Below are 14,935 nucleotides of genomic sequence, written 5' to 3'. Positions count from 1 at the left end.
CTATATAAAATACCCTCGCCATGTTTACCGATATAGGTGTTTTTTAGCGGTGGATATTTCATTGTTGGCCGTTTAGAAAGTTGCATTTAGTGTAAGACCGTAGTTACGCGTTGCCGGCATCATAAAGATGTCCACACCACTTAAGGAATTACCTGTAGACATCGTTACTTCAGGATCGAAAGGAGCCTTTTTCGAAATATAGAATAGGTTTCTTCCGACAGCATTTACGCGAAGTTTTTTGAAGAAACTGTCTTTAATATTGAAGTCATAACCGAAAGTCAATTCACGCAATCTCACCACCGTTCCGTCGTAAATATATTGGCTGCTAACAGGGCCCATACCAGCCGTAGAAGTGTACCATTTTTCGGCGTCCACTGTTGTTACGGCTTTACCGCTTGGTGTAACCCCATTGATACTAACACCTCCATTGGCACGAGCATCGCCACTAGCTTTAGAGACGCCGTAACCGTCAAGCAATGCTTGTGTCACGGACATCACTTGGTAGTCAAATTTACCGTCGATCAAGAAGCTTAAGTTGAAATTTTTATAATTGAAACTGTTGTTCCAGCCCATCTGCCAAATGGGGTTTGAATTCCCAAGTTTGGTGTAGGTGTTGTTCTTCTGTGGAATACCGTCCTCGGAAATAAGAATCCTTCCTTGTTCGTCACGTACAAAATCTTGACCATAGATGTCTCCGAAAGAACCACCAACTTGCAATTTGGATGCAAAATTATTACGTCCCTCACCTGTTAATGTAAATTCAGAAATACCGTCAGCAAGTTTTACAATTTTGTTTTTATTGTACGTAAAGTTGAGGCTGGTCGTCCATTTGAAATCGTCATTTTTGATCGCATCCAGTGATACCAATGCTTCTACCCCTTGATTTTGAATGTCTCCGGCATTAACCGCATACATGTTATTGAGGGATGCATTTCCAGCTGCAATTTTGAAAAATTGATTTGTGGTGTTTGTTTTGTAATACGTAACGTCAACATTCAAACGGTTATTCCACATGCGCCATTCTGTACCAATCTCCAAAGAAGCTGTTTTCTCTGGCTTTAATTCTTTCAAGAAGGCAATATCATTTACCGTTAGCACCGCATAAGGATCTACCCGGTTGGTAAGCAATGTGGTATAAGGCGGAAGATCATTTCCGACTTTTGCATAGGAACCACGGATTTTGGCCATATTCACAAATTCGGGAAGATTAAGTTTGTCGTTCAATACGACGCCCAAGCCAACCGATGGATAAGCGTATGGATTTTGCGGTGTATAGGCCAATGTGCTCGACCAATCCCAACGTGAAGTCAAATCCAAATAAATCCAGTTGTCATAGGCTAAGTTAGCCGATGCAAATACCGATTGTAATTGTCTTCGGTTTGCAGATAGTGTCGAAGTGACCGGAGTTGTCGTATTTTGGATAAAGAACTGGTTGGGAACTTTCAAACCATCTTTACCGGTGTTGAAGTCTGTACCTTCCGTTTTCCAATCGGTGATACTCGTTCCAACCAATCCGGTGATCTGTAGTTTATCGCCAATATTAAAATTCATGTTGGCGGTTAAATCACCATATTGTTGGGTGATCGTGGTATTTGTATAGCTATAAGCCCCATTTTCACGCGCTAAAATGTGTTGTGTGCCGGCATAGGCTTTCCGATCCCATACTTCGCTGGTACGGTCTACACTACCACGGGCCTGTACGCTGATCCAAGGTGCGATTTTGTATTTCGCACTACCATTCAAGAGTAAACGATTACGTGTTGAACGCGTTGAATTACGGTTCATGATCCACCAAGGATTTTGTTGAGTAGTTTCGTCGTCCGAAAGAGTAAACCAGTTTTGATCATAAAGATTACGGCCTGTGTTGAAGGTTTCGAAATTTTTATAATCCGCAATATTTAAGCTTCGAGGTAATAGGTAGGTTCCAACCAATGGGTTGTAATAAAATCCTGAAGTAGGCGCATTATCCAATTTTTGGGTAATGTAATTGGCACTACCTTCAACGGTTAACTTATTATCAAAAAATGAAGCACTCTCCTTAAGGTTGAAATTGTGACGCATCAGGTCATTTTCTGGAAGAATACCTTTTGCAAGCGTATTTGCATAAGAGAAGTATGTTTGATTTTTTTCGTTACCTCCGGACAATGTCAATGAATTGGTGAAGTTGCTACCTGTGCGGAAAAATTCACCTACGTTATCATAGTTGGCGCCATTGGTTTTGTCGCCCCAGCTAAATACACTGGTGTTACTGTTTTTACCACCCGAACCTTGGCCATATTGGTTTTGGAATTTAGGTGTAGATACAGCTTGTTCGATCTGTGCACTTGACGAGAAGTTGATCGTTGTACGGCCTTGTTTACCTGATTTTGTTGTCACCAAGATAACGCCGTTGGCCGCTTGGCTACCATATAATGCCGCCGCAGATGCTCCTTTTAATACAGAGATGTTTTCGATATCTTCTGGGTTGATCAATGAAATAGGGTCACCACCATCGCGCTGTCCACCGAAAACGTTGTCTGGCTGGCTTGCCAATGTCTGGTTATTGATTGGAACCCCATCGACAACATAAAGTACCTGGTTGTTGCCGGAAGCCGATTTGTTACCACGCAAAATAACTTTTGCCGAACCACCCGGTCCAGAAGAGCTGGAAGCAATGTTAACACCGGCGACTTTACCGTTTAAATTATTCGCCAAGTTGGTGCTTTTAACTTTGTTTAATTCGTCACCACTGACCTGTTGTGTAGAGTATGTTAATGATTTTTGTGCACGGCTAATACCCAAAGCAGTAACGACCACACTTTCCAGTTGTTGGGTTTGTTCTTCCAAACTCACCGTTACTGTCGTTTCTCCAGGGCCCAATGTGACTGTTTTATTTTCGTAACCGACCGTACTGATGTTCAGTATGCGGTTTTTATCGTCGACATTGATCTGAAATGCACCTTTACCATCCGTAGAACTTGCGTTGGATGTGCCCAATACTTTGATTGTGGCACCTGGAATAGGAGCTTTGGTTTTAGCGTCTACAACCGTTCCCTTTACCTGGTTGGTTTGCGCGTGCAATAAAGATGCTGAAAAAAGCATTGTTGGAACAATACCTAACACCCTTAATGTAGAGTATAATTTGTTATTCATATAGTATATGTGTTATATTCAGTTTTTTATATACATATTTTCATAACGGTGAAATTTTTAATGAAAATGGGCTAATTCCATTTAGCATTTTGGTTAGAAGAGAAGATATTGAATAATCGGGGGGCAAAATAAGTGATTATTTGTAATAGTGTGTATGCTATTCAATACCTAGTTATAGGAAGAAAAAGCGGTGTGATTTTCCTTAATAAAGATCTAATTTACTATAGTTGAGGAAAAATCAAAAATTTTATGAAACAAAAATGATACATATAAGGTGTTTTTTGCTTTTAAAGCCTTGATAATTATTTTGTTATATGTTTTGTCATTTTTTTAAGTAGAGATCGCGGCATTGTCTTGCATCATCCGAAAGATGTAATCTGTTTAATTTCAGACAGTGTACTTGATTTAAGGGTTCATTGAAAATAATAAATGATCTATTGTTTTGCATGCGTCTTCGATGTGGATACTGACTCCTTGATGTTTTTGATATTAAAAAGGATAATTGCAACAAGTATGATTCCGTAAGCAATATATTTTATTGGAGAAACGGGTTCTCGGAAATAGGTCGCGGCCAAAGTAAATGCGATCAGCGGATTAATATAAAGCAGAACGCCAGTCGTTGTTGATGAAATGCCTATGAGTGCATACATGCTCAGGAAAAGGGGGATAATCGTAAATAGCGATGCGATAAGAACTATGGTGCACCAAAATAGGGGTTCTGCCGGAATTATATGATGATTGTAGATCAGTTTGGGGATCACAAACAATGCACATATACTGAGCTGGATCACCAATTGATTGAGTTTATCGAAACCCGTAGATACCCGTTGTACGATCAGATAAAAAGCGTAGCAGGTGGCAATAGTAATAGCCCAGAGGACATCGTGTAACGAACCTTTTGCAAGAAGGCAAACGCTACCAAAAGCAATAAAAAGTGCTGTTTTTTGCCAGTTTGTTAGCTTCTCCTTGAGTATGAGGTAGGCTCCCGCCGCAGTGATCAAGGGGCAGGTCAGGTAGGCCAATGCCGCAGACTGAATACTGATGTGGTTGACCGCATAGATATAGGTAAACCAGTTTCCAAAGATGAACGCCGACGCGAGTAGGGTAAGGCAGGTCTGGCGAAGCTTGCCCACCCGAGGTAGAAGTTGGAACTTCCGAATATCAGCTTGCATAGTTTTTCTTCGAAACAACAGCAGGTATATCCAGAGGATCAGGAGCGCCGTTATTATTCTAAAATACAGAATATCCTCGGCCGGATAGCCACGTATCCAGCGTACAGGGATAGACATAAACCCCCAGATAAAAGGGGCCAAAAAAGCCGCGAAAAGATATTTTCCGCGGCTTGTTGTTTCGTTGCTATTTTCCACGGATTAATCTTTCCAGGCAATGACTGAAATTTCGACATTGACGTTCTTGGGAAGAGTTTTGACCGCAACACACTCGCGTGCAGGCTGCGCTTCTTTAAAATATTCCGCATAGACTTCATTGACTAATGCAAAATTGCCCATATCACTTAAGAAAATCGAAGCTTTGACAACATCTTCAAAAGTATACCCCGCATGTGTCAGGATAGCTTCAACATTTTTCAGTACCTGGTGCGCTTCGTCTTTAACTCCAGATGAAATTAACTCCATTGTTTCGGGAATCAATGGAATTTGCCCAGAGACATATAATGTATTACCGGCTTTGATAGCCTGGTTATAGGGGCCAATTGCAGCAGGAGCTTTGTCGGTATTTAAGATTTCTTTTTTTGACATGGATAACAGTATTTAGGATGTAAAAAATATTTTGTAGATGAGGCCCAATAAAAAGACGATAATGGCCGTTGCATTAATAATATGCATAGCTTTTATGCTGCCATTTGTAGGGCGATCGGCGTTACGCTTTCTAAAAAAGTACATGGAACTAAGTTACAACAGTAAATTAGAAAGTGAAAATGAAAAGATCAAAAACTTTGAAGAAACTCCCAGTAGACGATAAAACAAAATCTTGTACAAGTGGACGGATTTTTTTGAATTTTGGTAACTTGGTAAACGAAAAAAAATTATATGAATAAGATAGCATTAATTGGAGGCAGAATATACACTGGTGAGTCGATTTTGGAACAAAAAGCATTGCTGATCAGCGACGGTAAAATTGTGGCGATTGTCAATGACCAGGAGGTGCCTGCAGCTTATACCAGTTATCCAGTTAACGGGTCTAATATTTGTGCCGGGCTGATTGACCTTCAATTGTATGGTGACGGATCGGACTTGTATTCCGCCGAACGTAGTGTAGCCTCTTTGGAACGCATCGCCGAGGGTTTGGTCAATAAAGGCACGACTTCTTTTATGATGACCCTGGCGACCAATACCATCCCTGTATTTAAGGATGCCATTCGCGTGGCAGAAGGCTTCCGGCATGATGCATTTTTAGGGCTACATTTGGAAGGTCCTTTCTTAAATCCTAAAAAACGGGGTGCGCATCCTGCGGAATTAATTATCGAGCCTACGAAGGAAAAGATTGACGATCTTTTGGCCGGAAATCAGGTTGTCAAGATGATGACGATAGCGCCTGAATGTATAACGGACGATGTCTTAACGTATTTGCAGGGCTATAATTTGCTGCTCAGTGCTGGACATAGTGATGCAACTTTTGAGGAAGGTACGCACGGCTATGATTTGGGGATTCCAACAAGCACCCACCTGTTTAATGCAATGTCGCCTTTACATCATCGCGAAGTTGGGTTGGTCGGTGCAATTTTTAATCATCCGACTGCACAGGCAAGTATTATTGTCGACGGACATCATGTAAGCTTTGAAGCGGTAAAAATTGCGAAACGTCAGATGGGTGAGCGGCTGTTTATGATTACTGATGCTGTTGCCAGTTGCGATAAAGATATTTATCAGCATGTGTTGAACGATGGATATTATGCTTTACCTGATGGTACCATTTCAGGGGCTGCAATCTCCTTGCTCGAAGGGGTGAAAAATGCCGTGCAAAAGGTGGGGATACCACGCGATGAAGCGATCCGAATGGCAACGCTGTATCCCGCAAATCTTTTAAATAGAGGAGATATCGGAAATCTCAATCATGGAAGTATGGCGAATGTTATTGTCTTTAATGACGACTTTAAGCTGGAGCAGGTGATCTTCAAAGGAGAGTTAAAGCGCTGATCCATTTCGGAGAAGATTGACCGACAGGCCGAGATTGACTAATATTATCCGTATCTTCGTTAGTTATTTTTGAAAAAACACTATTCTATAGATTGATGAAACGTTCCCTATTATTTTTAGCGACAGCACTTTTTGTTTTATCTTCTTGTTCATCCAAGAAAAATAAAAAACAGGAGCCTGTTAATACCACAACTACAAATGTCGAAATTGTAAAAAAAGATCCGCCTTCGGTACCCAAGCGCGAACGGGTGAAAAATACAATTGAAACAAAAGAACAGCCAGTTGCAGAAAAGAAGAAGGAAATCGTTGTCGATCTTCCTGTGTTACCGCGCGAGTTTCGCGCAGCTTGGGTGGCCTCTGTTGCGAATATCAATTGGCCGAGCAAAAACAACCTGAGTACGGCCGAGCAGCAGCAGGAAGCGATCGGCATTTTGGATTTTTTGAAAAATAATAATTTTAATGCGGTTGTTTTTCAGGTACGCCCATCAGCAGATGCATTTTATAAAAGTGATCTTGAGCCTTGGTCGTACTTTCTGACCGGTACAGAGGGGCAAGCACCTTCTCCTTATTACGATCCGCTTGATTTTTGGGTTGAGCAGGCGCATAAAAGAGGGATTGAGCTTCATGTTTGGTTGAACCCCTATCGTGCTCACCATACCGCTGGCGGTGCGGTTACTTCAGCTTCCATGGCGCGCAAAATGCCCGAGTCGGTTGTTAAATTGAAACAGGGCTATTATTGGTTTGATCCATCCAAAAAATCTACACAGGACCACGCAGCGCGCGTAGTTATGGATATTGTCAAACGTTATGATATCGATGGTGTGCATTTCGACGATTATTTCTATCCTTATGCGGAATATAATGGTGGCCAGGATTTTCCGGATTCAGATAGTTACAATGAATACAAACGTAATGGTGGGGATCTATCACGCGGAGACTTCCGTAGAAATAGTGTAAATACCTTTATCGAACGTATTTATAAGGATATTAAGAAAGAGAAGAATTTTGTGAAATTCGGTATCAGTCCCTTTGGTATCTGGAAACCCGGTTATCCGTCAGGAATTCAGGGGTCTAGCCAGTATGATATGCTTTATGCAGATGCTAAATTATGGTTGAACAAAGGCTGGATAGACTATTTTGCTCCGCAGTTGTATTGGCCTATACAGCCAGCCAAACAGAGTTATACGGCTTTGTTAAAATGGTGGGGAAGTGAAAATACATTGGGACGCCACCTTTGGCCGGGCATCAATACGGTTGGCAGACGTGGTCCGGAGTATGTTCAGGAAATTGTGAATCAAGTGGAGGCAGCACGGACACTATTGCCTGATAACCGAGAAGGTGTAATCCACTGGAGTTTGGCGGGACTGACCAAAAACCCGGCCATGACACAAGCTTTGGTGAATGGTCCTTATCAGGTGAAAGCATTGGTGCCAACAAGTCCTTGGCTGAATGCAAATCCTTTGTTGAAACCGACTTTGCTACTGACTCCTCAAGGGGGCAATATCTTTGCGAAATGGCAGCACCAGCAAATTGATCAGGTTTCAAAATGGGTACTATATCTCAACTACGGTGGGGTATGGCAATATGAGATTCTGGATCCGGGGGTTACAAGTAAGGACATTCCAGCGACATTGAACAACAAAAAGCTGCAGTATGTTGCGGTAAAGGCTGTTGACCGCCTGAGCAACGAAGGGCCTTATGCCGCTGAGAAGATAAAATAACGAGTTGTTGTATCATCAACACTTAAAAAAAGGGATATCTGAATTTTAGATATCCCTTTTTTGTTTTGAATTGTAATCTATGCAAGGTAAATTTATAGGTATGGAAGAAATCTATAAAACAGTAAGCGACTCTGTGATTCGGATGTCACAGCTGATGTTGCCCTCGAATGCTAATTTTGGTGGTAAAATACACGGCGGATATATTTTATCATTGATGGATCAGATCGCATTTGCTGTGGCGTCCAAATTTTCTGCACATTATTGTGTAACGGCGTCAGTTGGCAAGGTTGATTTTTTGAAGCCTATTGAGGTGGGTGAATTGGTGACATTGATCGCTTCTGTGAATTATGTAGGTAACTCTTCCATGGAAGTCGGTATTCGGGTCGAAGCCATGAATATTCAGACGGGTGAAACCAAGCATTGTAATTCCTCTTACTTTACGATGGTGGCAAAAGATGAAACAGGCAAGCCTGCCCGGGTGCCAAGGTTAATATTGGAGACCGAAAAAGATGTATTTCGTTTCTACCGCTGTGTGGTGAAGATGGAGGTCGACAAAGAAAGGGATCGCGCTATTCACGATCTGGAAACGGACTCTGCCGAGCAGCAAGCTTATATCACAGCGCATTTTGATGTGAAGATCAGTCTGAGCTCTTAGGTCTTCTTCCCTTTCTTACCATTCAAATGTTCCTAGATATTTACTGTCTGTGCATTCATCGCTTCCGTCTGTTTTGTAGAAAAATACATAGACATGGTAGTTGCCGACGGTCTGCTGTCGGGTTAGGGTGGCTGTCTGTGTTTTATGCGTCAGGGGATTCATGCTTTCATTTGTGAAAGCGCACTCATCGGGATTGTATAACAGCAAACGACAATTACTTGAGCTAATGTCATATTGCGATGCGGTATTTGCGTCATATTCCCAGGTGAGTGTAAATGTTTTTGTCTCTTTATCTACCTGAAATGTGTAGGTGGAAATCGGATTGGGGGTCCCTTTACTCACGCGAAAGTTTTCATAATTGATGGCATGGCCAGTTGCGGTTTTTTCTATCGCATGATTGAGATTGTAGGACATGGCGTTACTATAGGCCTTTTTATCGGGGTTATAGTTTTTAAATCCGATCCTTAATAAGCCTAGCATTGGAGAGATGAATTTCTGGATGAGGGAAAAACGCGACCTTGATTGAATTTGATCTGCAGAAGGTTTTTTTCTGGTTTTCTTTGGTAGGCTCCTTGCATAGGTTGTATTTCCATTGGTAACAAACACGACTGATCCTGCTTTGCCCGAAAGCGTGCCATTGGCACCGTTTTTAATGACTGCCATAATATTAAGTTAATTGCTATTGATTTTTCTTTAAGTTACAAAATAAATAGGTATTGGTCAATATTAGGTTCGATTTTTTTTCGGAATTACAACGAAGCTTAAACGGAACTTAGTCGGACTTTATTCGGTAAAGACCGAAGAAGCACCGAAGGAGTACCGAACAAGTACCGAAGAAGCACCGAAGAAACACCGAATAAAGACCGAAGAAGAGCCGAGTAACATCCGAATACAATAGCTATTAATTAGTTTAAAGTGGCGGTGTAAATCGAATAATTCCTTGCATAAGCACGCTGTTGTGTGTTGGATGATGCATGCTGTTGGTGTTTTTGCAGTTCTAATGTTTGTTTTTTGTGCTCAAATGGGGTGAAAAGGTCTTGCTAAATGCTTTTATAAGATGTTTTTGTTTTTATTTTGCTGTGCTGTGCGTTTTTGCATCTGTTTTCATGTGGATTGACGGCTTTTTTGTTGTCAGATTGTGCGTTAATGTGTTTATTGTTATTTCTTTTTCAAATAATTATGCATAAGCTTGCAAAAATAGGAAGCTTTTCATACTATTGTGTAGTAATTGATATAAACCTAGGGTTGGAACCGCCCGTTATGGAAAATTATTAACAACTAACTAAAAACCATGAATAAAAAATTTCTCTTATTCTGTTCAGGGGTGATGCTGTCAACCAGTTTATGGGCACAGACCAAAACTGTAACGGGTAAAGTGACGAATGCCTCTGATGGTGGTACAATGCCTAATGTAACCGTGAGCATCAAAGGTAAATCTGTCAGTACACAAACCAAGCCTGATGGAAGTTTTACCATCAATGCAGAGCCAGGTGATATTTTGATTTTTAGAGCCGTAGGTTCTCAGGAAAGACAACAATTAGTCGGGACAAATGCAACGATCAATGTTGCGCTTTCTGGCAGTGAGGAGGCGCTTGAAGAGGTGGTTGTGACGGCAATGGGAATTAAGAAGGAAAAAAAAGCACTCGGTTATGCCGTTCAGGATATTAAATCGGATGAGTTGATGAAGAATAAGACTGCCAACGTGGTCAATTCATTGGCCGGTAAGATTGCGGGGGTAAACGTAACACAATCTTCGGGAGCAGCAGGTGCAGGTGCACAAATTATTCTTCGCGGTGGTACTTCGCTAGAGCGGGATAACCAACCTTTATTTGTTGTCGACGGTATTATCTACGATAATTCAACGCCCATTGGAGGGAATAGTGGATTTGATGGAATGCAGGCTACGTCAACTTCCAATAGCAACCGTGTCATGGATATTAATCCCGAAGATATTGAAAATGTTTCCGTGTTAAAAGGCCCTGCAGCAGCGGCGTTATATGGATCACGTGCAGCAGCTGGAGCGGTTGTTATTACGACGAAACGTGGTAGTGAAGGGCGCGTTGAAATAGGCTTTTCGAGTCGTTTTTCTGCAAATTGGGCTAATCGTTTGCCTGAACAACAAGGTAAGTACAAGCGTGGGTACTATAACAGCGCTGGGACTTTAGATAACTATACAACACAATCTTGGGGAGAAGCTTTCAAGCCAGGGGAAGAAGTTTATGATAATGTTGGGGACTTTTTTCGGACGGCTACCGTTTTTGATAATACAGTCAATGTTACCGGGGGAAATAAGAATGGATCTTTTTATTTGTCAGGATCTCGTTTTGATCAGCAGGGTATTATCCCAGAAACTGGTTATGGAAAAACGGCTTTTCGCTTTAATGGTGATCAAAAATTCGGGAAATTAAGTGTAGGAGCCAATGTGGCCTATACTTTAGCCAATACCGATAAGACTTTAACCTCGGCGGGGCTGTATGGTTCTGGGGGAGCTGGAGCAATTTCTTCAGTTTACGGCTGGTCGAGAAGTGATGATATGAAGAAATATCTGAATGATGATGGAACTAAATATCGGATGTTCGAAGGTTTGCAGGAGCTTCAGGATGATGTTGAAAACCCTTATTGGACGATAAATAGAAATAAATTGACCGATAATACAGAAAGGATCACAGGAAGTATTAATGCCAATATGAATATTTTTGATTGGTGGAATGTATCTTATCGTGTTGGGATGGATAGTTATTTAACTAAAAACTCTACATTAATTGCCGAAAACGGAGCTGTTAAGCAACTTTGGCAAAACGGTATGATGTCTGAGAATGATTTGAAATTCAACTATTGGTCTTCCAATTTAATGTCCAACTTTAATAAGAAAATCGGTGATTTTGATTTAGGGGCCATGGTCGGTTATTTTGCTGAAGAGACCAAGGTGAATACAAATAGAAGGATGGGATATGATTTTGTCGTTAATAACTTCTATAGTTTTGGAAATATTGATAAAGCAAATAAGCTTTTTGATGAAGTTACCTCCAAGAAGAGGTTATATGGCCTATATGGTGAATTACGGGCTTCCTATAAAAATTTCCTTTTCTTAAATGTAACCGGTCGAAATGACTGGACATCCACGCTTCCGGTTGCAAATCAGTCCTATTTTTATCCATCTGTGGGAGGAAGTTTTGTTTTTACGGAGTTGTTGAAAGATAAAGGGCTAGATTGGCTGAGCTTTGGTAAGTTGCGTGCCTCTTGGGCCCGTGTAGGTAAGGACGCTACACCATATGCTACAAATACCTATCTGTGGACACCTAGAGAATCTCTAGGCGGAATTATTGGAACAGGAAATAGCTGGACAAAAGGGAATCCAAATCTTAAACCAGAAACTACGGGATCTTTTGAAGTTGGGGCTGAACTACGTTTCTTAAACGGTCGATTGGGCGTAGATTACGCTTATTATACCAATAATTCGTATAATCAGATCCTTTCGCCACGTTTAGGACAGTCTGTGGGCTATATTTTTGTCTCGGTCAATGCGGGTGATATTTACAATAAAGGTATGGAGCTCTCATTAACGGGTAAACCTATAAAAAGAGAAAATTTTGAATGGGATGTTACCTTAAATATGTCTCGGAATAAGGGAACAGTGGATAACCTGATTTCTGGCGTGGATATTCTTTATGTAACAGATGTGCAAGTTGGTAATGCTAAGGCTGCATCATTCAATGGTGGAAGTTTTATGGGCATTTCCGGATCAAAATATGCGCGCACTCCGGATGGTAAGTTAATCCTTGATGCCAATACGGGTATGCCAACTAGTGATAATGCGACGACGTACAATATCGGAAATCGGGAGCCGAAATTAATTGGCGGTTTAAATAATAGTTTAACCTACAAAAATTTCAACCTCTCATTTTTGTTGGACTATCGTATTGGCGGTGATATTTATAACGGAACAGATTATGCGATGACACTTAATGGATTGAGCATGCGTACATTGGAGCGTGATGAATTGACATTGTCTGGTGTTGTGAATACTGGGACAGCTGCAGCTCCAGTTTATGAGGATAAAACATTTACATTCAATGCAAATGAATCTTATCTGGTGAGTGGAGCGCAAACAAGTGGTAAAAAGATCATTCAAGACTATTGGGGGGTACACTATATAAAAGAAAGTGCCAATTTTATGACGAAAACCAATTGGCTGAGATTACGCACTGTTTCCGTTTCTTATGATTTCGGAAATTCTTTACTTAAAAAATCTAATGTTTCCAAAGTTATTAAAGGATTGACAGCGACGCTGACAGGTACGAATTTATGGCTTTTGACTAATTACAAAGGATTGGATCCAGAAGCTAGTGCAGCAGGGTCGGGAGTGACAGGTTCGAGTTCTGTTGGTATTGATTATAATGGAGTGCCAAGCACTGCAGGTGTAACTTTTGGTGTTAATTTAAAATTCTAAGCACATTATGAAAAAATCAAAATATTTATTGGCCTTGTTGATAGGGGCGGCTAGTCTTTCTTCTTGTAGTAAGGGTTGGTTGGATATCAATGTGGATCCCAATACACCTTCTAGTACGGTAGCATCGGTTGATAGTCGATTGGCGTGGATTCAACATTATTATTTATATGCGCAAGGTACTGCTGGGGCGCGTGCGGGGTATGTGACACAACAGTTGAGTTTTACGAATGGTACTGCTTCCAACAGTATGATTGCTGGGTGGAACCCCATTGCAGGGATGTCGACGACACCTTATCAGTTCTTTTTTGTAGGAGCAGGGGCCAATTTCTCTGATTTAGAGGCAAAAGCCAAAGCAGAAAATGCCTATCATTATATTGGTGCGATGAAGGCAATTCGTGCCATGGGTTTTATGCTGATGACAGATTGGTATGGGGAAATGCCTTATACAGAGGCATTGGGAGATGTTATCACCCCCAAATTTGATGATGGAAAAACTATTTTTGAAGGTTGCCTAAAGGAAATTGATGAAGCTATTGCTTATCTCAAGATGGAGCAACCTGCCACAGCGACGGCTTTGTCTGCGGGAGATAGCTGGAACGGTGGGGATGTTTCGAAATGGATAAAGATGTGTTATGGGGTAAAAGCGCGCTGGTTAAATAACTTATCGAAAAAATCAAGTTTGTACAAACCTGATGATATTTTGGCAGCATTAAATAATGCGCCACTATCCATTAATGAAAGTACAATTGTAAATCATGTTGACGTACAGGGGGATAATCTTGGCGATATTTTGTTTGCAGATCCAGTTAAGACCTCCATTGTTTATGATAATGTGGGGATGAACTCCAATATTTTGGTGACCAAATGGTACGAGAATTTATTGACCAATTTTGATAACAAAAATGTCGAAGATCCAAGGGCAGATAAGTTGATTCCATGGGCTGAATATGGTATTCCGAAGAAAATGGTACGTTCTAAAGGGGTTGATATGCAGTCTGATATCCGTATGAAATCTGGTCCTATTGTGGCTTCATATAACGCGAAAGATGTTGCTATTGAAAGTAATAATCGTTCGGTGGCTCCGCATAGTTGGTATATCAATTCAGCGAACACTGCCCGCTGGGGTGACACCGTATATGTTTCGTTTAGGAGCACCTCGAATGCAAAGGCCGAGAAAACACCGGATATTTATAAATGGGACGACGGTGTTGTTGCTGCAAGTGGAACTTTTTATTCGCGACCCGATGCACCGACTCATCTCTTAACATCTGTTGAAATGAATTTTATTAAAGCGGAGGTGTTATTTAAAAAAGGTGATAAGGCAGGTGCTTTTGCTGCTTATAAAACTGCTATACAAGGGCATATTGACTTAATGAATCTTAAGTTGGCTACTTATGGCAACGTCAATCAGAGCAAATCTCCAATGGCTCAAAGTAAAATTGATGAATTTATCAATAAAGGTATTGGAACTGCTGCAGATATTACACTGCCGAAAATTATGACACAAAAGTTTATAGCGATGTCTTTTACGCAACAGAACTGGAATGATATGCGGCGTTATGATTTTAGTGCTAATGTATATCCTGGCTGGAGCGTTCCCTATGAGTACACGGTTACAGCGGCCGCGAAAACTAAAATACCCGATGGTAAACAATTTAGACGTGTTAGACAAGTGTCGCATGAGATCAACTACAATGCGCAAAGCCTAATGGCATCACATCCTAATGCTTTAAGTGATGATATTTGGTCTTATCCAGTATGGTGGGATATTGCCGAATAATATAAAATATGTATTGTACAAAGCCGTTTTTTAACGGCTTTG

General features: G+C 41.0%; 10 protein-coding genes. 5 read left to right on the top strand and 5 right to left on the bottom strand.

What is annotated here, in order from left to right; all coding sequences use genetic code 11:
* Window positions 1-72 precede the first annotated feature (72 nt).
* From K2F45_RS25825 to K2F45_RS27395, 4 genes are all read right to left on the bottom strand, one after another.
* Window positions 73-3,132, bottom strand: coding sequence for a SusC/RagA family TonB-linked outer membrane protein (locus K2F45_RS25825; RefSeq protein ID WP_248932684.1), 3,060 nt, complete (start codon window positions 3,130-3,132; stop codon window positions 73-75).
* A gap of 434 nt (window positions 3,133-3,566) precedes the next feature.
* The gene (locus K2F45_RS25820; RefSeq protein WP_248932683.1) at window positions 3,567-4,499 is read right to left on the bottom strand and encodes an EamA family transporter; all 933 of its coding nucleotides are present in this window, start codon (window positions 4,497-4,499) and stop codon (window positions 3,567-3,569) included.
* Between the two features lie 3 nt (window positions 4,500-4,502).
* On the bottom strand, window positions 4,503-4,889 hold the full coding sequence (locus tag K2F45_RS25815; protein ID WP_075994494.1) for a RidA family protein: 387 nt from the start codon (window positions 4,887-4,889) through the stop codon (window positions 4,503-4,505).
* 12 nt (window positions 4,890-4,901) lie between these two features.
* A complete protein-coding gene (locus tag K2F45_RS27395; RefSeq protein WP_312128511.1) occupies window positions 4,902-5,033 on the bottom strand; it encodes a DUF6728 family protein in 132 nt (43 codons plus the stop codon).
* 147 nt (window positions 5,034-5,180) lie between these two features.
* Between K2F45_RS27395 and nagA the strand changes: the two genes are divergently transcribed.
* The 3 genes from nagA (at window position 5,181) to K2F45_RS25800 (ending at window position 8,663) form a co-directional block, all read left to right on the top strand.
* On the top strand, window positions 5,181-6,287 hold the full coding sequence (gene nagA / locus K2F45_RS25810; RefSeq protein WP_248932682.1) for an N-acetylglucosamine-6-phosphate deacetylase: 1,107 nt from the start codon (window positions 5,181-5,183) through the stop codon (window positions 6,285-6,287).
* Between the two features lie 95 nt (window positions 6,288-6,382).
* Complete coding sequence (locus tag K2F45_RS25805; protein WP_248932681.1) at window positions 6,383-8,008, top strand: glycoside hydrolase family 10-like protein; 1,626 nt, start codon at window positions 6,383-6,385, stop codon at window positions 8,006-8,008.
* Between the two features lie 100 nt (window positions 8,009-8,108).
* Complete coding sequence (locus K2F45_RS25800) at window positions 8,109-8,663, top strand: acyl-CoA thioesterase (protein ID WP_088163803.1); 555 nt, start codon at window positions 8,109-8,111, stop codon at window positions 8,661-8,663.
* Window positions 8,664-8,678: 15 nt separating this feature from the next.
* On the opposite strand, the gene K2F45_RS25795 is transcribed toward K2F45_RS25800, so the two are convergent.
* Complete coding sequence (locus K2F45_RS25795; RefSeq protein WP_075994491.1) at window positions 8,679-9,326, bottom strand: DUF6266 family protein; 648 nt, start codon at window positions 9,324-9,326, stop codon at window positions 8,679-8,681.
* A gap of 628 nt (window positions 9,327-9,954) precedes the next feature.
* Between K2F45_RS25795 and K2F45_RS25790 the strand changes: the two genes are divergently transcribed.
* Window positions 9,955-13,113: a SusC/RagA family TonB-linked outer membrane protein gene (locus tag K2F45_RS25790; RefSeq protein WP_088163223.1), complete on the top strand. Its 3,159-nt coding sequence runs from the start codon at window positions 9,955-9,957 to the stop codon at window positions 13,111-13,113.
* A gap of 7 nt (window positions 13,114-13,120) precedes the next feature.
* The gene (locus K2F45_RS25785; protein ID WP_248932680.1) at window positions 13,121-14,893 is read left to right on the top strand and encodes a SusD/RagB family nutrient-binding outer membrane lipoprotein; all 1,773 of its coding nucleotides are present in this window, start codon (window positions 13,121-13,123) and stop codon (window positions 14,891-14,893) included.
* Window positions 14,894-14,935: the final 42 nt, after the last annotated feature.

The organism is Sphingobacterium siyangense (genome assembly GCF_023277505.1).
GTDB lineage: Bacteria > Bacteroidota > Bacteroidia > Sphingobacteriales > Sphingobacteriaceae > Sphingobacterium > Sphingobacterium siyangense.
The sequence above is the reverse complement of the archived record's forward strand: the minus strand, read 5'-3'. Positions and strand labels throughout refer to the sequence as shown.